Origin of the sequence: Micromonospora fulviviridis (assembly GCF_014648395.1) — a bacterium.
GTDB classification, from domain to species: Bacteria; Actinomycetota; Actinomycetes; order Mycobacteriales; family Micromonosporaceae; genus Micromonospora; species Micromonospora fulviviridis.
The window spans coordinates 66,421-90,718 of record NZ_BMRA01000009.1 but is presented as its reverse complement, the minus strand read 5'-3'; the positions used below and the strand labels follow the sequence as shown (position 1 = coordinate 90,718).

At 73.2% G+C, this 24,298-nt stretch carries 19 protein-coding genes and 1 riboswitch; of the genes, 10 read left to right on the top strand and 9 right to left on the bottom strand.

All coding sequences use genetic code 11. From position 1 onward, the window contains the following. From IEY96_RS23040 to IEY96_RS23030, 3 genes are all read right to left on the bottom strand, one after another. A partial coding sequence (locus IEY96_RS23040) for a multicopper oxidase domain-containing protein (protein ID WP_229791814.1) occupies positions 1–1,120 on the bottom strand: 1,120 nt, incomplete at its 3' end. Next, on the bottom strand, positions 1,117–2,082 hold the full coding sequence (locus IEY96_RS23035; protein ID WP_189196893.1) for a sugar phosphate isomerase/epimerase family protein: 966 nt from the start codon (positions 2,080–2,082) through the stop codon (positions 1,117–1,119). The genes IEY96_RS23040 and IEY96_RS23035, both read right to left, overlap by 4 nt. A gap of 21 nt (positions 2,083–2,103) precedes the next feature. Then, positions 2,104–5,229 (bottom strand): OmpL47-type beta-barrel domain-containing protein, encoded by a 3,126-nt coding sequence (locus tag IEY96_RS23030; RefSeq protein WP_229791813.1) that lies wholly within the window; start codon positions 5,227–5,229, stop codon positions 2,104–2,106. A 971-nt stretch (positions 5,230–6,200) separates the two neighbouring features. On the opposite strand from IEY96_RS23030, the gene IEY96_RS23025 reads away from it, so the two are divergent. Then, the gene (locus IEY96_RS23025; RefSeq protein ID WP_189196892.1) at positions 6,201–8,261 is read left to right on the top strand and encodes a M4 family metallopeptidase; all 2,061 of its coding nucleotides are present in this window, start codon (positions 6,201–6,203) and stop codon (positions 8,259–8,261) included. 105 nt (positions 8,262–8,366) lie between these two features. Here IEY96_RS23025 and IEY96_RS23020 read toward each other — a convergent pair whose 3' ends face one another. The 3 genes from IEY96_RS23020 to IEY96_RS23010 all read right to left on the bottom strand — a co-directional run bounded on the left by IEY96_RS23020 (position 8,367) and on the right by IEY96_RS23010 (position 11,807). Then, the gene (locus IEY96_RS23020) at positions 8,367–8,825 is read right to left on the bottom strand and encodes a YbaB/EbfC family nucleoid-associated protein (RefSeq protein WP_189196891.1); all 459 of its coding nucleotides are present in this window, start codon (positions 8,823–8,825) and stop codon (positions 8,367–8,369) included. Positions 8,826–8,997: 172 nt separating this feature from the next. Then, on the bottom strand, positions 8,998–9,654 hold the full coding sequence (locus tag IEY96_RS23015) for a LysM peptidoglycan-binding domain-containing protein (protein ID WP_189196890.1): 657 nt from the start codon (positions 9,652–9,654) through the stop codon (positions 8,998–9,000). Beyond that, positions 9,654–9,828, bottom strand: a riboswitch (cyclic di-AMP (ydaO/yuaA leader). It overlaps the preceding gene by 1 nt. Before the next feature lie 143 nt (positions 9,829–9,971). Next, the gene (locus tag IEY96_RS23010) at positions 9,972–11,807 is read right to left on the bottom strand and encodes a glycoside hydrolase family 3 protein (protein WP_229791812.1); all 1,836 of its coding nucleotides are present in this window, start codon (positions 11,805–11,807) and stop codon (positions 9,972–9,974) included. Between the two features lie 164 nt (positions 11,808–11,971). On the opposite strand from IEY96_RS23010, the gene IEY96_RS23005 reads away from it, so the two are divergent. The 4 genes from IEY96_RS23005 to IEY96_RS22990 all read left to right on the top strand — a co-directional run bounded on the left by IEY96_RS23005 (position 11,972) and on the right by IEY96_RS22990 (position 15,207). After that, a complete protein-coding gene (locus tag IEY96_RS23005; RefSeq protein WP_189196889.1) occupies positions 11,972–13,540 on the top strand; it encodes an LLM class flavin-dependent oxidoreductase in 1,569 nt (522 codons plus the stop codon). A 74-nt stretch (positions 13,541–13,614) separates the two neighbouring features. Further along, on the top strand, positions 13,615–14,085 hold the full coding sequence (locus tag IEY96_RS23000; RefSeq protein ID WP_189196888.1) for a winged helix-turn-helix transcriptional regulator: 471 nt from the start codon (positions 13,615–13,617) through the stop codon (positions 14,083–14,085). A 33-nt stretch (positions 14,086–14,118) separates the two neighbouring features. Next, positions 14,119–14,817 carry an SDR family oxidoreductase gene (locus IEY96_RS22995; protein WP_189196887.1) on the top strand — a complete coding sequence of 233 codons (699 nt, stop codon included), beginning with the start codon at positions 14,119–14,121 and terminating at the stop codon, positions 14,815–14,817. Between the two features lie 30 nt (positions 14,818–14,847). Continuing rightward, on the top strand, positions 14,848–15,207 hold the full coding sequence (locus tag IEY96_RS22990) for a hypothetical protein (protein WP_189196886.1): 360 nt from the start codon (positions 14,848–14,850) through the stop codon (positions 15,205–15,207). Positions 15,208–15,256: 49 nt separating this feature from the next. Here the strand turns inward: IEY96_RS22990 and htpG are convergent, their stop codons facing one another. Further along, positions 15,257–17,149 carry a molecular chaperone HtpG gene (htpG, locus tag IEY96_RS22985; RefSeq protein WP_189196885.1) on the bottom strand — a complete coding sequence of 631 codons (1,893 nt, stop codon included), beginning with the start codon at positions 17,147–17,149 and terminating at the stop codon, positions 15,257–15,259. 134 nt (positions 17,150–17,283) lie between these two features. Here htpG and IEY96_RS22980 point away from each other — a divergent pair, with 134 nt between their 5' ends. From IEY96_RS22980 to IEY96_RS22970, 3 genes are read left to right on the top strand one after another with little or no spacing between them, the layout of a single operon-like run. Beyond that, the gene (locus tag IEY96_RS22980) at positions 17,284–18,003 is read left to right on the top strand and encodes a FadR/GntR family transcriptional regulator (protein ID WP_189196884.1); all 720 of its coding nucleotides are present in this window, start codon (positions 17,284–17,286) and stop codon (positions 18,001–18,003) included. A 2-nt stretch (positions 18,004–18,005) separates the two neighbouring features. Beyond that, positions 18,006–18,833 (top strand): sterol desaturase family protein, encoded by an 828-nt coding sequence (locus IEY96_RS22975; protein WP_189197072.1) that lies wholly within the window; start codon positions 18,006–18,008, stop codon positions 18,831–18,833. Further along, positions 18,830–19,483, top strand: coding sequence for a lysoplasmalogenase (locus tag IEY96_RS22970; RefSeq protein WP_189196883.1), 654 nt, complete (start codon positions 18,830–18,832; stop codon positions 19,481–19,483). The genes IEY96_RS22975 and IEY96_RS22970 overlap by 4 nt, the downstream gene beginning before the upstream one ends. A 105-nt stretch (positions 19,484–19,588) precedes the next feature. Here IEY96_RS22970 and IEY96_RS22965 read toward each other — a convergent pair whose 3' ends face one another. Both IEY96_RS22965 and IEY96_RS22960 read right to left on the bottom strand, forming a co-directional pair. Next, on the bottom strand, positions 19,589–20,335 hold the full coding sequence (locus tag IEY96_RS22965) for a phosphotransferase family protein (RefSeq protein WP_189196882.1): 747 nt from the start codon (positions 20,333–20,335) through the stop codon (positions 19,589–19,591). A gap of 136 nt (positions 20,336–20,471) precedes the next feature. Beyond that, on the bottom strand, positions 20,472–21,410 hold the full coding sequence (locus tag IEY96_RS22960) for an NAD(P)-dependent oxidoreductase (RefSeq protein WP_373293629.1): 939 nt from the start codon (positions 21,408–21,410) through the stop codon (positions 20,472–20,474). 121 nt (positions 21,411–21,531) lie between these two features. On the opposite strand from IEY96_RS22960, the gene IEY96_RS22955 reads away from it, so the two are divergent. Together IEY96_RS22955 and smpB are read left to right on the top strand one after the other, a co-directional pair. Beyond that, on the top strand, positions 21,532–23,682 hold the full coding sequence (locus IEY96_RS22955) for an FUSC family protein (protein WP_189196880.1): 2,151 nt from the start codon (positions 21,532–21,534) through the stop codon (positions 23,680–23,682). A 62-nt stretch (positions 23,683–23,744) separates the two neighbouring features. Next, the gene (gene smpB, locus IEY96_RS22950) at positions 23,745–24,227 is read left to right on the top strand and encodes an SsrA-binding protein SmpB (RefSeq protein WP_189196879.1); all 483 of its coding nucleotides are present in this window, start codon (positions 23,745–23,747) and stop codon (positions 24,225–24,227) included. Positions 24,228–24,298: the final 71 nt, after the last annotated feature.

The window sequence follows — 24,298 nt, the reverse complement described above, 5'->3', positions numbered from 1 at the left end:
CCGGGGCAGCCCCGGCGACGCCGTGCTCGTGGTCCATGCCGGGCGGCATGTTCCCGTTCTCGTCGAGGACGTGCAGCATGGTGGACATCCCGGCGTCGGAGTGGAACTGCATGTGGCAGTGCAGCATCCAGTGGCCCGGCCCGACCGAGTCGCCGGCCATCACCTGGGCGCCGAACGAGTCACCCGGGCCGAGCGTCTTGTTGTCGATGATCGGCACCTGGTCGGCGAACGGCTGGCCGTTGCTCACCACCCCGGTCCGGGTGTCCGCCCAGGAGTGCCCGTGCAGGTGGAAGGTGTGCATGTCGTTGCCGATGCCGACCACCACGAACTCCACCCGCTCCCCCTTGCGGGCGACCAGGCAGGTCGGCCCGGGCTGGGGGTTCACCTCGGTGCAGGTGTCGGTGGCCTCGCCCCGGCGCAGGTTGATGCTCTGCCGGTCACCGAAGGCCACCGTGTAGGTCCGGTCCGGCTTCGGGTCGCCGGAACGCCGGACCACCAGGCCGCCGAAGAGGCCGGCGGACAGGCCCTGCGTGCCGTGCGGTCCGCCGACCACGTGGTCGTGGTACCACCAGTAGCCGGCGGTTCCCGGCGTCCCGGTCCGGTTGTTGCGGGGCTGGGCGTACCAGGTGTAGGTGCGGGACCCGCCCGACGGGACGTACGAGCCGCTCTGCACCGTGCCGTCGGAGTCCTGGGTGTACTTGACTCCGTGCACGTGCAGCGAGACGCCCAGCGGATGGGTCGGGCTGGTCCGCAGCGCCGCCAAGGTGGCCTCGGGCACCTGGTTGTGCAGGGTGATGGCGAGGCACTCCCCCTCCGTCATCTCCATGAGCGGGCCCGGGTACGAGGCCGTCTGCGGGGTGAGGCCGTAACCGAGCCGGACCTGGGTGCCGTCCTTCGGCAGCTCCACCGCGTACAGCTGGATGGTCCGGTCCGGCTTGGCGCAGCCGTCCGGCCGCTCGGCGAACATCCCGGTGCGGGCCGCGGCCAGCCCGCCGGCGCCAACCAGGGTGAGCAGCACGACCGCCGCGACGACCAGCATCCGCCGGCCACCGGTGCGGGTGCGTCCGACGCGGGGCTCCCGCGGCCCGGACTCCTCCTCGACCAGCCGCCAGGCGCTCACCGGGCACCCCGCAGGTCGACCATCCGCTGGTAGCTGCGCTCCGCCGCGCCCAGCGAGCCGGGCGGGTTGGGCTGTGCGCCCGGCGCGGAGTCCTGCTCCCAGAGGAACTCGAAGCGCCCCCGACCCTTGAGTTCGCCGAAGAACTCGGCGAACGGGATCACCCCGGCGCCGAACTCCACGTCGGCGTAGGAGTTGCCCTGCTGCGGGTCGGGCAGCGGCACACCGTCCTTGACGTGGAAGAGCGGATAGCGGTCCGGGTGGGCGTTGACGTAGTCCACCGGCCGGAAGCCCGGATACTTCCGCGCCCCGCCGTACGCCCACAGGATGTCCATCTCCAGGAAGACGTACCGGGGGTCGGTGAGTTCGAGGAAGAGGTCGTAGAGCCGCACGTCCGGCCGGTCCGTCGCGAAGGCGAACTCGATGGTGTGGTTGTGCTGGTAGAGCTTGAGGCCGCGGGCGGCGGCGGCCGCGCCCCAGGCGTTGAACTCGGCGGCGGCCCGCTGGTAGCCGGCGATGGTCCGGTCGCCGGTGGGGGCCTGGGCGGTGCCGATCGCCGGCATGCCGAGGATCTCGGCCACCTCCAGCTCCCACTCCAGGTTGGTGCGGAAGTCGTTCAGCCCGCGGTGGCTGCCGGCCGCCTTGAGCCCGTTGTCGTCGAGCAGCCGGCGGATCTGCTCCGGGGTGATGGCGCCGACCGACCCCTGGGTGTAGCCGGCGAACTCCACCTCCCGGTAGCCGATCCGGGACAGCTCCTCGAAGACGGCGGCGAAGCCGACCTGGGCGATCTTGTCGCGAACGCTGTAGAGCTGGATGCCCACGTGCCCCTGCGGGATGAGCTTGCCGCAGCCCCCGTCGGCGGCTCCGGCCGGCGCCGCGCCGGCCAGGCTCGCCGCGCTGACGGCGACCGTGGAGCCGGCCAGACCCCGCAGGAGGGTACGGCGGTCGATCCTGTTCCTTGCCATGGTGGTGTCCCTTTCGCTCGTTCAGCAGCAGGTGTTCGCGGCGCCGCCCGGACAGCAGGCGGTCAGCGGGGCGATCCGCACGTTCCGGAAGCTGACGACGTCACCGGTGCCGTGGTTCTGCAGGCCGACGTATCCGGTGGTGTGCTGCCGGCCGGCGGTCCCCGGGTCGTCCGCCCGCGGCGGGTCGAAGACCGCGCCCGGCGCGTTGACGTACTCGTTGATCAGCACGCCGTTGCGGAAGACCGAGTAGTGCTGGCCGACCACGCGGATCTCGTAGTCGTTCCAGGTGCCCTTCGGCGTGACCCCGGCGCCGGCGAGGCCGACCTGGTCGAAGCCGTACACCGAGCCGCTCTTGTACCGGTCACCGTCGGGCCGGTCGAGGATCTGGAGTTCGTGGCCGTACTTGATGGCGACCCACTCCGGCCGGGACTCGGCCGGATGGTTCCGGACGTCCGGGAAGCGGACGAAGACGCCGCTGTTGGCCCGGCCCTCCCCCGGCGCGTCGTCGCGCCACTGGAGCTTCAGGGAGAAGTCGCCGTACGCGCTGACCGGGTACCAGAGCATGCCGAGCCCGGGCACCGGCCGGCTGGTGATGGAGCCGTCGGCGTTGCGGGCGAACCCGCCGGCGCCGACCTGCTGCCAGCGCCCGAAGGACGCCGTGGAGGAGTCGAGGATCGGCTGGTAGCCGTCCTTGCCCGCCGGCTTGCCGACGCCGGAGCGGGCGGCGGCGCTGACGAGGCGGCCGTGCTCGGTGTGGGTGATGACGCCCAGGTGGTGCAGGTGCTCGGCGATCGCGGTGACGGAGGAGACGAACTCCCCGTGGTTGGGCCAGCTCCGCTCGTCGTCGATGACGGCGTTGATGGTGCAGTCGCCCTGGACCACCCGGTTCGGTACGCCGCTGTCGACGGTGCCGAGCCAGACGGTGGGCCGGGTGTCCTTGACGCACTCGGGCTGCGGCCCGCTGGCGACCACCGTGAAGCTGACCGAGGCGGTGCCGGAGGTGTTGCCGGCCCGGTCGGTGGCCCGGTAGCTCAGCGTGTGGGCCCCGGCCCGGTCGACGGTGACCGGCGCGGTGTAGCGGGCGTACGGCTGGCCGTCGAGCGAGTACTCGACGCGGTCCACCCCGGAGCCGCTGTCGGCGGCGGTCAGCGTGACCGTGGCGCTGCCCAGGTAGGCCCCGGCGTCGTCGAGTTGCCCGGTGACGGCGGCCGTGACGGTGGGCGGCGTGGTGTCGGGCGCGGGCGGGTCGACCACGGTGAACGACACCTGTTGGGGCGACGACGTGTTGCCCGCCTTGTCGGTGGCTCGGTAGCTCACCGTGTGCGCCCCGACCTGGTTGACGGTGACCGGCGCGGAGTACGCCGCGTACGGCTGGCCGTCGAGGGAGTACTCGACCCGGTCGACGCCCGATCCGCTGTCGCTGGCGGTGAGGGTGACCGTGCCGGCGCCGAGGTAGTTGCCGTTGGTGTCCTTCTGCCCCGTCACGGCGGCCGTGACGGTGGGCGGCGTGGTGTCCGCCGGGGTCGGCTCGACCACGGTGAACGACACCTGCTGCGGTGGCGAGGTGTTGCCCGCCTTGTCGGTGGCCCGGTAGCTCACCGTGTGCTGCCCCGGCTGGTTCACCGTGACCGGTGCGGAGTAGGTGCCGTAGGCGGCCCCGTCGAGCGCGTACTCGACCTTCGCCACGCCGGACCCGGTGTCGCTGGCCGAGACGGTGACCGTGGCGCTGCCCAGGTACGCCCCGGTGGCGTCCCGCTGGCCGGTCACCGCGGCGGTCACGGTCGGCGGCGTGGTGTCCGCCGGGGTCGGCTCGACCACGGTGAACGCGACCTGCTGCGGCGACGAGGTGTTGCCCGCCTTGTCGGTGGCCCGGTAGCTCACCGTGTGCTGCCCCGGCTGGTTCACCGCCACCGGGGCGGTGTAGCCGGCGTAGGGCTGCCCGTCGAGGGAGTACTCGACCCGGTCGACGCCGGAGCCGCTGTCGGCGGCCGTCAGGGTGACCGTCGCGCCGCCCACGTACGCCCCGGTGGTGTCCTTCTCGCCGGTCACCGCGGCGGTGACGGTCGGCGGCGTGGTGTCCGCCGGGGCCGGTTCGACCACGGTGAACGCGACCTGCTGCGGCGACGACGTGTTGCCCGCCTTGTCGGTGGCCCGGTAGCTCACCGTGTGCTGCCCCGGCTGGTTCACGGTCACCGGCGCGGAGTAGGTGCCGTACGCGCCGCCGTCCAGGGCGTACTCGACCCGGTCGACCCCCGACTCGGCGTCGGCGGCGGTCAGGGTCACGGTGGCGCTTCCCACGTACGCCCCCGCGGCGTCCCGCTGCCCGGTCACCGCGGCGGTCACGGTCGGCGCCGTGGTGTCCGTCGGCGGCGGTTCGACCACGGTGAACGACACCTGCTGCGGCGAAGACGTGTTGCCCGCCTTGTCGGTGGCCCGGTAGCTCACCGTGTGCTGCCCCGGCTGGTTCACCGTCACCGGCGCGGAGTAGGTGCCGTACGCGCCGCCGTCCAGGGCGTACTCGACCCGGTCGACGCCGGAGCCGGTGTCGGTGGCGGTGAGGGTGACCGTCGCGCTGCCCAGGTACGCGCCGTTGGCGTCCTTCTCCCCGGTCACGGCGGCGGCGACCGTCGGGGCCGTGGTGTCCGAGCCGCCGCCGCCGACGACCAGCAGGCCGGTCATGCCGCCGTGGCCCGGGATGGAGCAGAAGTAGCGGTAGGTGCCCGGGGAGAGCACCACGTCGACCGTCCACCGCCCGCCGTTGGCGTCGGTCGGATCGGCCAGGATGTTCACGTCGACGTCGCTGTTGTAGGCCGGGTCCGACGTCTCGAAGGTCAGGGTGTGCTGCATGCCGGTGGTGTTGCCGGTGGCTGCGCTGTTCTCGAAGACGAGGGTGGCCGGTCCGGCGACGGCGGTGGTGGGGGCGGAGCGGTAGGCGAGGAAGTTGTCCCCTGCCGTCCAGGTGAGCACCTGGGCCTGCAACGGGGCCGCGGCGGTGGCCCGCGCGGAGCGTTCCGGGTCGGTCGGCCGGGCGTTGGCCGGGGACGAGGAGAGCGCGGTGGTCAGCAGCAGCGCCAGCGTGGCGAGGGCGGCCACCGGTCTCCGGAGCCGGCTGGCGGAGCGCCGGTTCGGCGGTGGATGTGCGTTCATGGCTTCCTCTTTCACGGTCCGGGAGCAGCGTGCGTCGGTGGGTCGGTCGGCGGAGCTGTCGTGCCGGCGTCGTCCGTGCGTCCCCTCCCCTGGCCGCACGGGATCCCCGGCCGTGGCCGGGCCACGGTCGTCCGATATGGATGGTGGAGCGCCACCGGGGCGGCGGCGGTCGCCGCGCACGGTGGTATCGCGGAGCTGAAGGGGTTGGTCGGGTACGGGCATCGGGCGGCCGGTGAGGCGCGGCCGCGTGGTGGCGTCGACCCGGGGTGGCCATGGCTGGCCGGTCGTGGTCCGCGGACGGGTTGCGCCGCCCGGAGGGCCCACCGTCGAGGGCTACCGTGCCGGTAGTTCATCTCGACGAAACATATTGATAGGGACCGACCCTACTGACTTACTCTCAGCGTGTCCATAGCTTTCGTCGTTCCATCAAATACTTTTCTACGGAACAGACGAAAGACCGAACGCCGGCCGCGATACGCGGCCTACCTCACGTCATCAATGTCGTGCGCCCCGGACCGACGCGACCCGTGGGGCCGAACGGGTGATCATTCGCGGGCCGTTCGGCACCGGCCGGCGGACCGGACGGTGCGGGAGATCAGCGGCTCGACCGAGGGGGCAATGCGCGCCATACGCACACAGCGGCAATCACCGCAGATCGGACCGGCCACCGTCCACCACGGAGAACATTCGGCCTGATCAGGCCCTATTGAAGATCATGGCTTCCTCAATTGCCGGCGAGGACGCGGCGGCCGGGAGGCGTCGGTTGCCCGGGTCACCCATTGATCCCGGCCCGGGGCCATGTGATTGTGCCCCCAGCGAGTCGCCGACCCCGGGGGCTCGCCGACGGTCGATCTGTCGAACCGGGGCCACGCCGGCAGCCTCGGAGACCGACCGTCCCCCGCCTCGCAACACCGCGCCGCCCGTCCCCACCGGGCTCCGTGCGGCGCGCCTAGGAACAGGAGCGAACCCCCTTGAAGCTCTCACCTCGCCTCGTCGCGCTCTCCGGCGCGGCGGCGGCCGGGCTGATCGCCGCGGGCACCGCCGCGGCGGTGCAGGCCGCGCCGCCCGGCCCCGCCGCCCCCGACGCCGCCCAGGCCCGCGCGATCGCCGCCGACTCGGCGCGCGCGCTGGTCGCCGACCGGCCCGCCTACCTGCACGCCAGCTCGGACGAAGCGTTCGTGCAGAAGCCGGTCATCTCCTCCGAGGGCACCCAGTACGTGCCCTACGAGCGCACCTACAAGGGCCTGCCCGTGGTCGGCGGTGACTTCGTGCTGGCCACCGACGCGGCCGGCAACCTGAAGTACGCCTCCGTCGCGCAGCAGCAGGCCATCGGCAGCCTCGCCACCACGCCGAAGGTGACCTCGACGGCCGCGGCGAAGACCTCGCGGGCCCAGCTCAAGTCGGTCAGCACCGTCGAGGGCACCAACCTGGTCGTCTACACCCTCGGCGCCAAGCCGGCGCTGGCCTGGGAGACCACGGTGCGCGGCACCGACGCCGAGGGCCCGAGCCGGCTCACCGTCGACGTCGACGCCCTCACCGGCACCGTGCTGCGCAAGCAGGAGCGCATCGTGCACGGCACCGGCACCGGGGCGTGGAACGGGCCCAGCCCGCTGAGCCTGAACACCACCCTGTCGGGCAGCACGTACTCCATGAAGGACCCGACGGTCACCAACCTGAGCTGCCAGGACGCCGCGACCAACACGACGTTCAGCGGCTCGGACGACGTCTGGGGCAACGGCACCGCCACCAACAAGGAGACCGGCTGCGTCGACGCGCTGTTCGCCGCTCAGACCGAGCACAAGATGCTCGCGCAGTGGCTGGGCCGCAACGGCGCCGACGGCAACGGCGGCTACTGGCCGATCCGGGTGGGCCTGAACGACCAGAACGCCTACTACGACGGCACCCAGGTCCAGATCGGCAAGAACACCTCGGGCCAGTGGATCGGCTCGCTCGACGTGGTGGCCCACGAGATCGGCCACGGCATCGACGACCACACCCCGGGCGGCATCTCCGGCTCGGGCACCCAGGAATTCGTCGCCGACACCTTCGGCGCGGCCACCGAGTGGTTCGCCAACGAGCCGTCCAGCTACGACGCTCCCGACTTCCTGGTCGGCGAGAAGGTCAACCTGGTGGGCAGCGGCCCGATCCGCAACATGTACAACCCGTCGGCGCTGGGCGACCCGAACTGCTACTCCAGCAGCATCCCCAGCACCGAGGTGCACGCCGCGGCCGGCCCGGGCAACCACTGGTTCTACCTGCTGGCCAACGGCAGCAGCCCGACCAACGGCCAGCCCGCCAGCTCCACCTGCAACGGCAGCAGCGTGACCGGCCTGGGCATCCAGAAGGCCATGAAGATCATGTACAACGCGATGCTGCTGAAGACCTCGTCCTCGTCGTACCTGAAGTACCGGGTCTGGACGCTGCAGGCGGCGAAGAACCTCTACCCGAACAGCTGCGCCGAGTTCGACGCGGTCAAGGCCGCCTGGAACGCCGTCAGCGTGCCGGCGCAGACCGGTGAGGCGACCTGCACCGGCACCCCGACGCCGACCCCGACCACCACGACCACCCCGCCGTCGGGCAGCTGCACCGGCCAGAAGCTGGCCAACCCCGGCTTCGAGTCGGGCAACGTGAGCTGGAGCGCGAGCTCCGGCGTCATCACGAACGACACGGCGCAGGCCGCGCACGGCGGCTCGTACAAGGCGTGGCTCGACGGCTACGGCTCGACGCACACCGACACGCTCACGCAGTCGGTGACGATCCCCGCCGGTTGCCGGGCGACGCTGAGCTTCTGGCTGCACATCGACAGCGCGGAGTCGACCACGACCACCGCCTACGACAAACTGACCGTCAAGGCGGGCAGCACCACCCTGGCCACCTACTCCAACCTCAACAAGGCCACCGGCTACGTGCAGCGGTCCTTCGACATCTCGTCGCTGGCCGGCACCACCGCCACCATCTCCTTCAGCGGCGTGGAGGACAGCTCCCTGCAGACCTCCTTCGTCGTCGACGACACCGCGGTCACCCTGAGCTGACCGCAGCGGAGCGGCCGGTCGTCGTCCTCCCGACGGCCGGCCGCTTCGTCGTCCCCGCCGTCCGTCGCGGCCCGCATACCCTCGGCGGCCGGCGGCGGCCGGGTTTCAGGCCGGGCGGGCCGCGCGGGAGTCGGCGCCGTCGCGGCGGATCCGGGCCGCGACGCCCTCCATCGCCCGCCCGAATCGCTCCATCTCCCGCGCGGACTGCTCCGGCAGGCCGCCGAGCCGCGCGGCGAGGGCGTCCACGTCGGCCTGGGCCGAGGCGCTGACCCGGGCGTCCAGCTCGGTGAGGGCGGCGTTCACGGCCGACACCAGGTGCCCGCAGAGGGTCTCCATGGACTCCCCGGCCAACGCCGGGTCGACGGTGACGGACTCCAGCCGGCCACCCTGGACGGCGACGGCACGGACCCGGCCGCCGGCCGCGATGCCCTCGGCCCGGAGCAGCTCGCCCGGCGCGCCGTCGGGGTGCTCGGCGGCCCGGGACCGCATCGCGGAGAGCGCCTGTTGGGTCCTGGTCAGCAGCTCGTCGAGGCTCGCGGCCGCGGAGAACGGGTCGTTGGTCATATCCGCGCTTTCTTCACGTCTTTCCGAGCACCGTGACGATAGCAACCGCCCCCGACGCCGACGCCGGTGAGCCCGGCCGGCCCGGTGCGACGCCGAACGCCCGGCCAGGAACCCCGGCCGGGCGTTCGTGGTGCGGTGGACCGGCCCGCGCGGGGCCCGATCCGGTGGGGTCTCAGCGCAGGCGCAGCTTCTGACCCGGGAAGATCAGGCCCGGGTCCGCGCCGACGACGTCCTTGTTGCGCTCGTAGAGGCCGCGCCAACCACCGGCCACGTTCCTCGCGTCGGCGATCTCGGAGAGGGTGTCTCCGGACCGGACGAGGTAGCTTCCGGCGCCACTCGTGCTCGGCGTGGCACGCCGCTCGTTGCGGGTGACCGGCCGGTCGGCGCGCGACTTCCGGTCCTTGGTGGCCTTCTTGGCGGACTTCGTCGAGCCCGAGTCCTTGCTGGCGTACTTCTTGGTGGAGCCGCCCTTCTTGCCGCAGACCGGCCAGGCGCCGATGCCCTGCCCGTCGAGGACCTTCTCGGCGATGGCGATCTGCTCGCCGCGGCTGGCCAGGTCGGCGCGGCTGGCGTACTTCTGGCCGCCGTAGCCGTTCCAGGTGCTCCGGGAGAACTGGAGCCCGCCGTAGTAGCCGTTGCCGGTGTTGATGTGCCAGTTGCCGCCGGACTCGCACTGGGCGACGGCGTCCCAGTTGACGCCGGCGGCGCTCGCCGGGGCGGCCGGGCCGAGGAGGGCGGCGGCGCCGGTGGCGGCGCCGACGACGAGCGCCCCGACGGCGGTGCGACGCTGCGCGGTCCGGCGATGACGGGCGACGTGTTCCATTGCCATGTGGTTTTCCTCCACGCCGACGAGGTGAGCTGTCGGGTTCGGGCCGAGGAGCCCGGCCGCCGGAAGGCGGCTTCACCCCGAGGTGTCGTGCACCGAGGAACGTGTGGGTCCCCCGCTCCCGCCCTGAGGTCCAGGTACCACCGGGCCGGCGGCGGGATTAGGCGTTGCCGGCCCGTGGTGTCCGCGATCGCGAACGGATACGACGTTAGGAACGGTTTCGGACGATCGCCCACTTCTTGTGAAGTTCTTCACCCGGCCGAGCGACGGCCGCCGCGTCCGGGTTGCGCACCGTCCGAAGGGGGCTTATGAGGCGCGGCTCAGTAGGTCAGGCCGTATCCCTGCGGGAAGAGCGGGACCTTGCCGTCGCCGGCGTTGATCGGTTGCTGGCTGACCGAGTTCATCCAGGTCATCGGCAGTTTGCCCGTGGGCGCGTACCCACCGAAGAGGACGTCGGCCACCCCGCCGCCCTCGGTACCGGGCAGCCAGGCGGCCAGCAGCGCGTTCCACCGGGGCAGCTCGGCGGCGACATCCAGCGGCCGGCCGCTGACCAGGACCACGATCACCGGCACGCCCGAGTTACGCAGCGTCGTGATGGTCCGCAGGTCGTCGCGGTCCAGGCTCATGCTGCCGGCGCGGTCGCCCTGCCCCTCGGCGTACGGTGTCTCGCCGACCACCGCGATCGCCGCCCGGTAGGTCTTGTCGATGCCGGTGCCGCGCTGGTTGTAGGCGACCGTCGTGGTCGGACCGACCGCGGCGCGGATGCCCTGGAGGACGGTGGTGCCGGGGGTGACGGCGCCGGAGGAGCCCTGCCAGGAGATGGTCCACCCGCCGCTCTGGTTGCCGATGTTGTCGGCGTTCTTCCCGGCCACGAAGATCTTGTTGCTGTCCCGGGCCAGCGGCAGCACGCCGCCGTCGTTCTTGAGCAGCACCTGGGACTGGCGCACGGCCTGGCGGGCCAGCGCGCGGTGCGCGGTGTCGCCCACCGTCGGGGTCCAGCTCCGGTCGCTGTACGGCCGCTCGAAGAGCCCCAGCTCGAACTTCTTGGTGAGGATGCGCCGGTTGGCGTCGTCGATCCGGCTCATCGGCACGTGTCCGTTCTGCACCTCGGCCCGCAGCGTGCTGAGGAAGGTCTTCCAGGCCGCCGGCACCATCACCATGTCGATGCCGGCGTTGACGGCGGCGCTGACCTCGGCGGCGGTGAAGCCGGTGGCGCCGTCGATCTGGTCGATGCCGTTCCAGTCGGAGACCACGAAGCCGGAGAAGCCCAGCTCCCCCTTGAGGACATCGGTGATCAGGTAGCGGTGGCCGTGCAGCTTCACCCCGTTCCAGCTGCTGTAGGAGATCATCACCGAGCCGACGCCACGCTGCACCGCCGCCTGGAACGGGGGCAGGTGGACGGCGCGCAGGTCGGCCTCGCTGAGCTGGGTGTCGCCCTGGTCGTCGCCGCCGGTGGTGCCGCCGTCGCCGAGGTAGTGCTTGGCGGTAGCGAGCACCGACGTGGGCCCGCCCAGGGTGGGGCCCTGGAGGCCGGTGACCAGGGTGGACAGGCTCGCCGGCAGGTCCGGGGTCTCGCCGAACGACTCGTAGGTGCGGCCCCACCGGTCGTTGCGGGCCACGCAGAGGCAGGGGGCGAAGTTCCAGTCCACACCGGTGCCCGTGATCTCCTCGGCGACGGCCTGGCCGATCTGCTGGACCAGCGCCGGGTCGCGGGTCGCGCCGAGGCCGATGTTGTGCGGGAAGATGGTCGCCCCGTACACGTTGTTGTGGCCGTGCACGGCGTCGACCCCGTAGATCATCGGGATGCCGAGCGGGGTGGCCAGGGCGGCACGCTGGAAGCCGTCGTACATGTCGGCCCAGGACGCGGCGGTGTTCGGCGTGGGCGCGGAGCCGCCGCCGGAGAGGGTCGAGCCGAGCCGGTACGTGGTGAGGTCGCTCGCGGTGACCGAGCCGCGTTCGGCCTGGGTCATCTGGCCGAGCTTCTCGTCGAGGGTCATCCGGGCGAGCAGGTCGGCGACGCGGGTGGCGACGGGCAGCGTCGGGTCCTGGTACGGCAGGCCGGCCGCCGTGGCCGGGGCGGGCGCGGCCAGGGCGGTGACCGCGACGAGCAGGAGGGCGAGGCCGAGGGGACGGGGGCGGTGGTGGTGACGGATCACGGGTCGCTCCTTCCGGAGGAACGCTGAGGCCGTTCACCCGCACCCTATGCCCGCTCGCATCGACTGTGAGCAATCCTTTCCGGTTCCGGAACCGCCGGGCGGGCCGGCGCCGGCGGGGGCTACCGTGGCAGGGTTCCCGCAAGATCGGCAAGAGGTGGCGAGGCATGAGCGACCACGGACACGAGCTGGCCTTCGGCGGCTTCCTCACGCCCACCGCCGGCCGGCCGGAGCAGGTGGTGGCCCGGGCCAAGCTCTGCGAGCAGGTCGGCCTGGACCTGGTCACCTTCCAGGACCACCCCTACCAGCCGGGGTTCCTGGACACCTGGACGCTGATGTCGTTCGTGGCCGCGGCCACCAGTCGCATCACCCTGGCCGGGAACGTGCTCAACCTTCCGCTGCGGCAGCCGGTGGTGCTGGCCCGCAGCGTGGCCAGCCTGGACCTGCTCACCGGCGGCCGGGTCGAGCTGGGCCTCGGCGCCGGCGCCTTCTGGGAGGCCATCGAGGCGGTCGGCGGGCGGCGGCTCTCCCCCGGCGCGGCCGTGGACGCCCTCGACGAGGCGATCCGGGTGATCCGCGAGGTCTGGGACACCGAGGGGCGCGGCATGATCCGCGTCGAGGGCGAGCACTACCGGGTGGTCGGCGCGAAGCGCGGGCCGGCGCCGGCGCACCCGGTGCGGGTGTGGGTCGGCGCGTACAAGCCGCGGATGCTGCGGCTGGTCGGGCGCGCGGCGGACGGCTGGCTGCCGTCGCTGGCGTACCTGCCGAAGGGGCCGGCGGAGCTGCCGGCGCTGAACGCGGTGATCGACGAGGCCGCCGCGGAGGCCGGGCGGGAGCCGGGCGCGGTGCGGCGGCTGCTCAACGTCAACGGCACCTTCGCCCGGTCCTCCGGCGGCTTCCTCGACGGCCCGCCCGAGCAGTGGGTGGAGGAGTTGACCGGGCTCGCCCTGGACCACGGCATCGCCACGTTCATCCTCGGCAGCGATGAGCCGCGCGCCATCCAGCTCTTCGCCCAGGAGGTGGCGCCCGCCGTCCGTGAGCTGGTCGCCGCCGAGCGCACCACCCCGGGCAGCGGCGCCCGCGCCGTCGAGGAGCAGCAGGCCGCCGTCGAGGCCGGCGGGTCGACCACGCTCGCGGTCTCCCCCACCCCCGATCCGGGGGTACGGGTGAGCGCGCGCCGGCTCTGGGACGAGTCCACCCGGCCGGCGGCGCCGCCACCGCCGGCGGGGCACGTCTACACGCCCCGGGGGCAGGCCGTGGGGCAGCACCTGGTGGACGTGCACGACCACCTGCGCCAGGAGCTCGCCCAGGTGCGGGACCTGCTCGAACAGGTCAAGCGCGGTGCCGTCGCCCCGGACGCCGCCCGGGCGGTGCTGAACGAGATGACCATGCGGCAGAACAACTGGACGCTCGGGGCCTACTGCGCGGCGTACTGCACGGCGGTCACGCAGCACCACGGCCTGGAGGACAGCTCGATCTTCCCGCATCTGCGCCGCGCCGACGCCGGGCTGGCGGCGGTCCTGGACCGCTTGGAGGAGGAACACGTGGTGATCCACGGGGTGGTGGAGAGCGTGGACCGGGCGCTGGTGGACCTGATCCGGCAGCCGGGCGACTTCACCGAGCTCCAGGCGGCGGTGGACCTGCTCACCGACACCCTGCTGTCGCACCTGTCGTACGAGGAGCGGGAGATCGTCGAGCCGCTGGCCCGGCACGGCTTCTTCGCCGGGCAGCTCTGACGGCGGATATTCCCGGGCGCGGCGTGAGATAGCTGGCTTTTGTTTTCCTAAGTCAGCCGGGTAGCGTCAGGCCCATGACGGACTTCCTCGCGCAGCGCGACTCCTGGTCCACGGCCAACTGCTCGATCGCCCGCACGCTCGACGTGGTCGGCAACCGCACCACCCTGCTCCTGCTGCGCGAGGCCTCGTTCGGCACCCGGCGCTTCGACGACTTCGCCCGCCGCGTCGGCGTCAGCGAACCGGTGGCCGCCGCCCGGCTCAAGCAACTCGTCGCCGACGGGCTGCTCGACCGGCGGCCCTACCGGGAGCCCGGCCAGCGCACCCGCGACGAGTACGTGCTCACCGCCAAGGGGCGCGACCTGCTGCCGGTGCTCGCCGCCCTGCGCGAGTGGGGCGACACGTACGCCGTCGAGGAGCCGTCGGTCCGGCTGGCCCACCACGACTGCGGCGCGGCGGTGCACGTGGCGCTGCGTTGCGCGGCCGGCCACGACGTGCCGGCCGACCAGGTCGAGCTGCTGCCCGGGCCGGGCCTCCTGCCGTCCTGACCACCCACCCCTTCCCACCTCAGGAGCAACGACATGAAGATCGCTGGACGCAGCGCCCTGGTCACCGGGGCCAACCGCGGCTTCGGCCGGCACCTGGCCGCCGAACTGCTGGCCCGGGGCGCCACCGTGTACGCCGGCGCCCGCAACCCGGACACCGTCGACCTGCCCGGCGTCACCCCGGTGCGGCTGGACATCACCGACCCCGCGTCGGTGGCGGCCGCCGCCGAGCTGGCCGGCGACGTGACCCTGCTGGTCAACAACGCCGGCGTGAGCACCGGCGCCGACCTGCTCGACGGTGACCTCGCGGAGATCCGGCTGGAGCTGGAGACCCACTACCTCGGCACGCTGTCGGTGGTGCGGGCCTTCGCGCCGCGGATCGCGGCCAACGGCGGCGGGACGGTCCTGAACATCCTCTCCGCCCTGTCCTGGATCACGTTCCCGCAGGTGGGGGCGTACGGCGCGGCCAAGGCGGCCGAGTGGTCGATGACCAACGCGCTCCGCACGCAGCTCGCCGACCGGGGCGTCCGCGTCGCCGGCCTGCACGTCGGCTACATGGACACCGACATGGCCGCCCACGTGACCGCGCCGAAGTCCGACCCCGCGGAGATCGCCCGGCTCGCCGTCGACGGGATCGAGGCCGACCGGTACGAGATCGTCGCCGACGAGACCTCCCGCCAGGTCCTCGCCGGCCTCTCCGGCGGCGTCGCCGCCCTCTACCCCGGCCTGCCGTGATCCGTCGCCGCCGCGCGGCACAATGACGGGATGCGACAGGGGTACGCCCACCACGCCGTCCTGGCCGTGCCGCCGGACGCCGACGACGGCGCGCCCGGCGCGGCCGTGACGGTCGCGCTCTGCGGGCACTGGGAACACGAGCCGCCCTGCCCGGTCGCGCCGCACCACACCCGGGCCGAGCGGGTCGGCGACGAGCTGCGCCTGCGCATCCTCTTCGCCACCGAGCCGCACCGGGAGCAGCGGGTCCGGCAGGACATCGACCGGGCGCTGGCGGGCGGCTCGCTCGCCGGCCCGGACGGCGCCACGACCCGGTGGCGACTGCTGCGCAGCGGGCCGGCCGAGCCCTCGGCCCACGAGACGGACCACCTGGCGCGACTGGTGGGCGGCTGACGGCCCGCCGGCCCTGGGCAGGAGCCCCGGGGCCGGCGGGCCGCCCGGCCTACAGGCTCCGGGCGAGCCGGTCGGCGAGGATCCGGGTGAACCGGGCCGGGTCGGCCAGTTCCCCGCCCTCGGCCAGCAGCGCCATGCCGTACAGCAGCTCGGCGGTCTCGGTCAGGGCGCTGTTCTCGGCGCCCTGCTCGTGCGCCTTGCGCAGCCCGGTGACGAGCGGGTGGGTCGGGTTGAGCTCCAGGATCCGCTTGACCCGGGGCACCTCCTGCCCCATGGCCCGGTACATCTTCTCCAGCGTGGGCGTCATGTCGTGCGCGTCGCCCACCACGCAGGCCGGCGAGGTGGTGAGCCGGGTGGAGAGCCGGACCTCCTTGACGCTGTCGGCCAGCGCGCCGGTCATCCAGGTGAGCAGGTCGGCGTACTCCTGCCGCTCGGCCTCGGCCCGCTCCTTCTCCTCGTCGGTCTCCAGGTCGACCTGGCCCTTGGCGACCGAGCGCAGCGTCTTCCCGTCGTACGCGCCGACCCGCTCGACCCACACCTCGTCGACCGGGTCGGTGAGGATGAGCACCTCGTAGCCCTTGGCGCGGAACGCCTCCAGGTGCGGGGAGTTCTCGATGGTGGCCCGGTTCTCGCCGGTGGCGTAGTAGATCTCGGTCTGGCCGTCCTTCATCCGCTCGACGTAGTCGCGCAGCGTGGTCAGCTCGGCCGGGTCGTGGGTGCTGGCCGCCCGGACCAGGTCCAGCAGGGCCTCGGTGTTGTCCGGGTCCTCCAGCAGGCCCTCCTTGACCACCGCGCCGAACTCGCCCCAGAAGGTGCGGTACGACTCGGCGGAGAGGCCCTTGAGGGTGGCGAGGACCTTCTTGACCAGGCGGCGGCGCACGGCCCGGATCTGCCGGTCCTGCTGGAGGATCTCCCGGGAGATGTTCAGCGACAGGTCGTGCGCGTCCACCACGCCCTTGACGAAGCGCAGGTAGTTGGGCATCAGCGCGTCGCAGTCGTCCATGATGAACACGCGCTTGACGTAGAGCTGCACGCCCCGGCGGCCCTGCGGGGAGAACAGGTCGAGCGGGGCGTGCGAGGGCAGGAAGAGCAGCGCCTCGTACTCGAAGGTGCCCTCGCCCCGCATGTGGATGGTTTCCAGGGGGTCGGCCCAGTCGTGCGCGACGTGCCGGTAGAACTCCTTGTACTCGGCCTCGTCGACCTCGTCCCTGGCCCGCGCCCAGAGCGCCTTCATCGAGTTGAGCGTCTGCTCCTCGCGGGTGGTGGCGCCGTCCTCGCCCGGCTTCTCCACGGTCATCCGGATCGGCCAGGCGATGAAGTCGGAGTAGCGCTTGACGATCTCGCGGATGGTCCACTCGGCCGTGTAGTCGTGCAGGTTGTCCTCGTCGTCGGCCGGCTTGAGGTGCAGGGTGACCGAGGTGCCCTGCGGCGCGGTGTCGACCGCCTCGATGGAGTAGGTGCCCTCGCCCGTGGACTCCCAGCGGGTGCCGCCGGCCTGCCCGGCGCGGCGGGTCAGCAGGGTCACCTTGTCGGCGACCATGAAGGTGGCGTAGAACCCGACGCCGAACTGGCCGATCAGCTCCTGCGAGGCGGCCGCGTCCTTCGTCTCGCGCAGCGTGCGCAGCAGTTCCGCCGTGCCGGACTTGGCGATCGTGCCGATGAGCCCGACCACCTCGTCGCGGGACATGCCGATCCCGTTGTCCCGCACGGTGAGCGTGCGGGCGTCCTTGTCGACCTCGATCTCGACGTGCAGGTCGTCGGTGTCGACCTGGAGGTCCTTGTCGACCAGCGACTCCAGGCGCAGCTTGTCCAGCGCGTCGGAGGCGTTCGAGATCAGTTCGCGCAGGAAGACGTCCTTGTTCGAGTAGATCGAGTGCACCATCAGCTGGAGCAGCTGACGGGCCTCGGCCTGGAACTCCAACGTCTCTACCCGGTCGCTCACACCGACTCCCTTCCACTTCGCGGGCCTTCGGCGGAAAGGATACGAGGCGTGCGCACCCGGCCACCGCAGGGTGGTCGGTCTGATCTGGTCCAACCAGTTGACGGGTTGATGTGTGCGGGGCCACACTGCTGCGCATGGCCTTCGCCCCCGTCCCCCGCGCCTCGGTCTCCGACCACGTCTTCGGCCAGCTCCGCGACGCCATCGTCAGCGGTCGCTACCGGCCGGAGGAGACGCTGCCCGGCGAGCGGGAGCTGGCCGCCGCGTTCGCGGTGAACCGGCACGCCGTCCGCGAGGCGCTGCGCCGGCTCCAGCAACTCGGCCTGGTCCGGGTCAGCCAGGGCGGCGCCACCCGGGTGCTCGACTGGCGGGTGCACGCCGGGCTGGACCTGGCACTCTCGCTGGCCCGCTCGGGTGACGTACTCCCGGTCGAGACGCTGGTCCGCGACATGCTGGAGATGCGGGCCTGCGTCGGGATCGACGCGGCCCGGCTCTGCGCGGAGCGCGGCGACCCGGAGGTCACCGCCGCGCTGGTCCGGGCGGCCGAGGAGTACGGGTCGCTCGCCCCCGACCTGGACCGGATGAACGAGGCCAACATCGCGATCTGGTGGCTGATCGTGCGGGGCAGCGGCAACACCGCCTACCTGCTGGCGTTCAACAGCCTGGTGGCCGGCACCTTCGCCGTGGGCGACGTCCCCCCGGACGCCCGGGCCGCCGAGCTGCTCGACGTCGCCGGCCACCGCCGGCTCGCCGCCGCGATCGCGTCCGGCCAGGGCACGGCAGCCGCCCGGCACGCCCGGGCCCTGCTGACCGCCCCGGTCACCACCCCCACCCCCGCCGTCAGAAGGGAAAGTTGAGCATGATCCCCGCCGTGCTCTACGCCGTCCCGGCGTTCCTGCTCCTGATCATCATCGAGGCGGTCTCCTACCGGTTCCTCCCGGACGACGAGGAACGCGGCTACGAGCTGCGCGACACCACCACCAGCCTCTCCATGGGGCTGGGCAGCCAGATCATCGGCTTCCCCTGGAAGCTGCTCACCGTCGGCATCTACGCCGCGCTGTGGACGGTCGCGCCGGTGCACCTCTCCCCCGCCCACTGGTGGACCTGGGTGATCGTCTTCTTCGCCGACGACCTCGCCTACTACTGGTTCCACCGCCTGCACCACGAGGTCCGGGTGCTCTGGGCCAGCCACGTGGTGCACCACTCCAGCGTCTACTACAACCTCTCCACCGCGTTGCGGCAGAGCTGGACGCCGATGACCTCGCTGCCGTTCTGGCTGCCGCTGGCGCTGCTCGGCATCCCGCCGTGGATGATCTTCCTGCAGCAGTCGATCAGCCTGCTCTACCAGTTCTTCCTGCACACCGAGCGGGTCGGGGTGCTGGCGCGGCCCATCGAGTTCGTCTTCAACACCCCGTCGCACCACCGGGTGCACCACGGCTCGAACGCCGAGTACCTGGACCGCAACTACGGCGGCATCCTCATCATCTGGGACCGGCTCTTCGGCTCCTTCGAGCCCGAGCGGGCCCCGGCTCAGTACGGGCTGACCAAGAACATCCAGACCTACAACCCGCTGCGGGTGGCCACCCACGAGTTCGCCGCGATCTGGGCCGACGTGCGATCCGCCCGCTCCTGGCGCGAGCTGCTCGGCTACGTCTTCGGGCGTCCCGGCTGGCAGCCGCTCCGGTGAGGCGCCCCTGGCTGGCCCTGTTCGGGGTCGTCGCCCTGGTCGAACTGGTGGGGGTGGCGCTCAACTCGACGCCGACACAGTGGCTGGCCAAGCCGCTGCTGGCGCCGCTGCTGCTGGCGTACCTGTGGGACCGGCGACGCCGGGTGGACCCGGTGGCGGTGGGCCTGGTCGCCGCCACCGCCGGGGACGTGGCCCTGCTCGTGCCGGGACAGGCCGCGTTCCTCGCCGGCATGGGGTGCTTCCTGGTCACCCAGGTCGCGTTCCTCACCGCCTTCCTGCGCCACCGCCGGCCGCCGGTGGCGGCGACGGTCGGCTACCTGCTCGCCTGGGCCGGCGCGAACGCGCTGCTCTGGGGTTCGCTGGGGGCGCTGCGGCTGCCGGTGCTCGCCTACAGCCTGGCGCTGTCCCTGATGGCCGCCGCCGCGGCCGGGGTGTCCCGGCGCACGGCGGCCGGCGGGGCGCTCTTCCTCGTCTCCGACCTGCTGATCGGCGTGGGCGCGGCGGGCAACGACTTCCCCGGCCGGGACCTGCTGGTCATGGCCACCTACGCGGCGGCCCTGGTCCTGATCACCACCGGCTGGGCCGCCGCCACGGCGGGGCGCCCGGCCCGTTCTCCGTCGCCCGCCGAGGCCGTACAACCCGTTCCCTGAACAACCCCGGACCGCGCGGTGGCGGTGTGCGGCCTTGCCGGACACCGCCACCGGCCGCGGGACTGGAACGAGGCCGGGGCACGTAGCAGTCGGGCCCGCGCAGCCTCACATCCGGGATCTCAGCACGTCGACCTCACAGCCTGGCGCGAAGGGGTCGAAGCCGTGCTCGATCAGCCAGCGAACTGCCAGCAGGCTTCGCAACGACCACCACGCGTGGATCACGTCGAGGTCGATGTCGGTGCCATAGCCGGCGATGACGTCGTCGAGGTGCTCCTCGTGTCCGAGCGTGAAGGTGGCGAGGTCGTACAGGGCATCACCCTGGCCCGCCTCGGACCAGTCGATGATGCCGGTGACCTCGTCGCCGTCGACGAAGACGTGCGCGATCTGCAGGTCGCCGTGTGTGAACGCCGGAGTCCACGGCCGGAGCGCGGCCTCGGCGACCTGGCGGTTGCGGGTGACCAGGTCGGCGGGCAGGACACCGTTCGTCACGAGCAACTCGCACTCGTCGTCGAGTTCCGCCGCCAGCGCGACGATGCTCCGGCCGGCCCGGCCCGGCAGGGGCGGCAGGGGCGCTTCGTGCAGCTTCCGGATGGCGGCGCCCGCCGCGGCCCACGCCGCCGGCGACCCGGTCGACGGGCCGCCGAGGCGCCCAAGCGTCGTCCCCGGGAGGGCGGCGATCGCGAGCACGGGCGGCTTGCGCCACAGGACCTCCGGGGTCGGGACCGGCGCGAGGGACATCGCCTCGACCTCGACGTCGATGCGCGCCTGATCGGCGTCCACCTTCAGGAACACGTCACCGACGCGCAGAGTCGCGCGCTCGGAGTGGGCGACGACGACTTCGACCTCCTCCATGGGCGACCAGTATCCCGGGGAGGATCGCCGACGTCGCCAGGTTTATCGCGTGCGACTACGCGGCTGACCGCGTCCCGCTACCCGGCGGCCTCGTGCACGACACCGACCTCTGACCAGGTCAAGCCCACCACTTCTGTCAGGAGCCCTGAGGGGTTGACTCCCTCGCGAGGGCCCGCGTCACGACCGTCAGGTCGTCGCCGCCGAGGCCCTGCTCGACCGCGCGGCGCCACTCGGCGGCCAGGGCCTCGGCGGCCGGGAACCGGCCGGCCGGCACCTCGCGCAGCGCGAGGTCCACGTCCTTGAGCGCCAGGGCCAGTGAGTACTGCGCCGTGTAGTCGTCCCCGGCGATCCGGTCCAGCTTGTCGGCGGCCCAGGGCGACACGAGCGGGCTGCCGCGCAGGGCCCCGTGCACGGTGTCGCGGTCCAGGCCGAGCGCGTCGCCGAGGGCCACCGCCGCGGCGAGCCCCTCGTTCACGAAGGCGAGCAGCAGGTTGTTGACCAGCTTCAGCCGCGACCCGGCGCCGACCGGCCCGACCCAGACGGTCCGCTGCCCGACCGCGTCGAAGACCGGCGCCACCCGGTCCCGCACCTGCTCCGGTCCGGAGGCCAGGACGACGAGATTGCCCTGTTCGGCCGGGCCCCGGCTGCCGGCCACCGGCGCGTCCACCAGGGTCACCCCGGGACGCTCGGCGCCGACCAGCTCGGCCAGGCGCGCGGTCTCCGTCACCCCGATGGTGCTCATCTGCGCCCAGACCGCGCCGTCGGGCAGCGCGGCCAGCATCCCCTGGTCGACGGCGATGGCGCGCACCGCGGCCGCGTCGGTCACCATGGTCACCGCCACGTCGGCCCGGCGTACCGCGTCGGCCGGGTCGGCGGCGACCTCGGCGCCCTGGTCACCGAGCGCGCGGGCCGGCTCCGGGTGCCGGTTCCAGACCACCGTGGTCAGCCCGGCCCGGATGAGGTTCGCCGCCATGGGCGCGCCCATGCCGCCGAGCCCGAGCACCGCCACCCGCGTCATCCGCCGCTCCCCACCTCGCCTACCGGGCAGCCTAGGCGCGCCGGTGACAGTGAGCATCCCGATCGCGGACTCTCGCCCGTCGGTCCATCCGCGGAACGTCACCGCGCCGGAGCGGATAGAGTCCCGGGGCAGACGGCCCGCCACCCCCTGGGTAGACCTGTCGGGGAGCGGTGTGGGCATGCGTCGACGGCCCGGCGAGGAGCTGCGGGACCGGCTGCGCCGGCGGGACCCGGGCTACCGCATCATCCGCCGGGCGGCCCGGCTGACCGTCGTCGCCTCGCTCGTCTTCTACGGCTGCCGCTACGGCCTGGGCAACATCACGCTCGCGACGTACGCCCTCTTCGGCACGGTCGCCACGGGCAGTTTCGCCCAGCTGCCGGGGCCGCCCGCCGAGCGGGCGCGCACCCTCCTGACGGCCCTGCCGGTGGCCTGGTCGCTCGTGGCGGTCGGCACCGTGCTGGCGGTCAGCACCGCGGCGGCGTCCGCCGGGATGCTCGTCGTCGGGTTCGCCGTGGCGTTCGCCGGAGTCGGCGGGCCGCGCCTGGTCGGGCTGGCCAACGCGCTCCAGCTCTTCTACATCCTGGCCTGCTTCCCGCCGTACCAGCCCGAATCCCTCCCGGCCCGGCTGGCCGGCGTCACGCTGGGCGCCGTCCTGGTCGCGCTCGCCGAGGTGACGCTCTGGCCGGACCCGGCTCCGGTCTCCTTCCCGCAGCGCCTCGCCACGGCGGCGGGCGGTCTCGCGGACCTCGTCGACGCGCTGGCGGACGTGCTGGTCGCCCGGCCGGGCGCGGCGGAGGAGGCGGCCCGGCGGCATGCGCGGGCCGCCCAACTGGTCGACCAGGTGCGGATGCCTCGACTACCGGTGACGGCCCGCCCCACCTCGGCCGGCCGCCGCGACCGGGCCTGGCGGGACGCGGCGGCGGCCGTCCAGGAGGTGCTGGCGGTCACCGGGCCCCTGGCGTCCCGGCCGGACGTGCCGGGCAGCGGGGACGCCGACCTGGCCGACGCGCTCCGGCGGTGCGCGGCCTCGCTCCGCCGCTCCGCCGACGTCGCCGTGCGGCGGCCGGGCGTCGCGGCCGTCGAGGAGCCGGAGCGGGCCAGGGCGCTGCCGCCGTCGTGGCGGGCCGCCGGTCCGGCCCGGCTACGCGTGGACGCGGCGGTCCGAGCGCTCGCCGACCAGGTCGGGACGTTCGCGACGGCGGTCGGGATCGCCACCGGTCCACCCCGACGGCAGGCTGCGCGGCCCGAGGCGGGTCCGGACCGGTTCTGGTACGCCGGGCGCAGCGCGTGGTCGCTGTACCGGCAGCAGTTCCGGGCGCACCTCACCCCGCGGTCGGTGTACCTGGAGGGAGCGGTCCGGCTCGCCGTGGCCCTGGCCGCCGCCCGGGTGGTCGCCGGGGTGGTCAACCTGCAACACGGGTTCTGGGTGCTCCTGGCGACGCTGAGCCTGATGCGGGCCTCCGCCTCGGACACCCGGACCACGCTGCGTCCGGCGCTGGTCGGCACCGTCGCCGGGGGCGCGGCCGGCGGCCTGCTCCTGCTCGTCTCGCCCGAACGGCAGGCGTACGCCGCCCTGCTGCCGCTGGCGCTGGTGCTGGCCTTCGGCGTCGGCCCCCTGCTCGGCCTGGGCTGGGCCCAGGCGCTGCTCACCCTCCTGCTCATCGTCGTGTTCGCCCAGCTCAACCCGGCGTCCTGGCAACTGGCCGGCGCGCGGGTGCTGGACGTGGCGATCGGTGCCGTGGTGGGCGTCCTCGCCGGCCTGCTGCTCTGGCCGCGGGGCAGCGGCGGCGAACTGCGCCGCAACGCCGGCGCCTACCTGGCGGCGAGCGGGCGGGCCGCCGAGCGGATCGTCGAGGCGCTCGCGGGTACGGCGGACGCACACCCCGCCGTCGAGGCGGCCCGGCGCGCGGAGGCCCTCGCCTCGGCCTCCTTCGTCCAGTACCACGCGGAGCGCCACGACCCCCGGCTGTCCCACGTCGACTGGGACGCGGTCCTGGCGGCCGCGCATCGGGCCAGCTACGGCGGGCAGGCGCTGCTCGCCGACCGCCGGCCCGGGGCGCTGGCCCCGTGGCCCGGCCCGGCCACCGCGCTGGCCGCCCGGGCCACCCGGCTTCGGGAGGGCTACGCCGACCTGGGCCGCCAGGTGTCGCGGGGCCGGGTCGACCGGCCACCCGTGCCGGCGGATGGGACCGGGGACGTCGCCCGGCAGGTGCACGGGCTGGTGCGCGACGGCGAGGAGCGGCCGGCCGTGCTGTCGCTGGTGGAGGTCGACGGCTGGCTCGCCGACCTCGACGGGCACCTCCGCCGCGTGGCCGCCGCACCACCGTGACGCCCGGCGCGCCCGCTGCCGGCGGGTATCCTGCTCGGCGTCGGACCAGCGGGAGGTGGGGCGTGACCAGGGAGACCGGGCGCAAGCTCGTCGCCTCCAACAAGAAGGCGCGGCACGACTACACGATCCTGAAGACGTACGAGGCCGGGATCGTGCTGGCCGGCACCGAGGTGAAGTCGCTGCGCGAGGGACGGGTGTCGCTGGTCGACGCGTTCGCCCAGGAGCGCGACGGCGAGATCATGCTCTACGGCCTGCACATCGCCGAGTACGGCTTCGGCACCTGGACCAACCACCAGCCCCGGCGCACCCGGAAGCTGCTGCTGAACCGGGTGGAGATCGCCCGGATCCTGGAGAAGCTGCGCGACGGCGGCGTGACGCTGGTGCCGCTGTCGATGTACTTCTCCAACGGCTGGGCCAAGGTCGAGCTGGGCCTGGCCCGGGGCCGCAGGTCGTACGACAAGCGCCAGGCCCTCGCGGAGCGGGACGCCAACCGGGAGATCGCCCGCGAGCTGGGCCGCCGCCTCAAGGGCCGCCGCCCGGCCTGATCAACGCCCGTGCATGCGGCGCGGCCCGCGTGCACCCGCTAATACAAGACTTCTTGTACATCATGTGTTGT

What these genes read in the sequence shown, in the direction of transcription:
- IEY96_RS22965 (WP_189196882.1), bottom strand. Translation starts at nt 20,335, where the DNA reads ATGGAGGAGGTCGAAGTCGTCGTCGCCCACTCCGAGCGCGCGACTCTG.
- IEY96_RS22955 (WP_189196880.1), top strand. Translation starts at nt 21,532, where the DNA reads ATGCGTCGACGGCCCGGCGAGGAGCTGCGGGACCGGCTGCGCCGGCGG.
- IEY96_RS23000 (WP_189196888.1), top strand. Translation starts at nt 13,615, where the DNA reads ATGACGGACTTCCTCGCGCAGCGCGACTCCTGGTCCACGGCCAACTGC.
- IEY96_RS22995 (WP_189196887.1), top strand. Translation starts at nt 14,119, where the DNA reads ATGAAGATCGCTGGACGCAGCGCCCTGGTCACCGGGGCCAACCGCGGC.
- IEY96_RS23015 (WP_189196890.1), bottom strand. Translation starts at nt 9,654, where the DNA reads ATGGCAATGGAACACGTCGCCCGTCATCGCCGGACCGCGCAGCGTCGC.
- IEY96_RS22975 (WP_189197072.1), top strand. Translation starts at nt 18,006, where the DNA reads ATGATCCCCGCCGTGCTCTACGCCGTCCCGGCGTTCCTGCTCCTGATC.
- IEY96_RS22980 (WP_189196884.1), top strand. Translation starts at nt 17,284, where the DNA reads ATGGCCTTCGCCCCCGTCCCCCGCGCCTCGGTCTCCGACCACGTCTTC.
- IEY96_RS23020 (WP_189196891.1), bottom strand. Translation starts at nt 8,825, where the DNA reads ATGACCAACGACCCGTTCTCCGCGGCCGCGAGCCTCGACGAGCTGCTG.
- IEY96_RS23030 (WP_229791813.1), bottom strand. Translation starts at nt 5,229, where the DNA reads ATGAACGCACATCCACCGCCGAACCGGCGCTCCGCCAGCCGGCTCCGG.
- IEY96_RS22990 (WP_189196886.1), top strand. Translation starts at nt 14,848, where the DNA reads ATGCGACAGGGGTACGCCCACCACGCCGTCCTGGCCGTGCCGCCGGAC.
- IEY96_RS22960 (WP_373293629.1), bottom strand. Translation starts at nt 21,410, where the DNA reads ATGCTCACTGTCACCGGCGCGCCTAGGCTGCCCGGTAGGCGAGGTGGG.
- IEY96_RS23035 (WP_189196893.1), bottom strand. Translation starts at nt 2,082, where the DNA reads ATGGCAAGGAACAGGATCGACCGCCGTACCCTCCTGCGGGGTCTGGCC.
- IEY96_RS23005 (WP_189196889.1), top strand. Translation starts at nt 11,972, where the DNA reads ATGAGCGACCACGGACACGAGCTGGCCTTCGGCGGCTTCCTCACGCCC.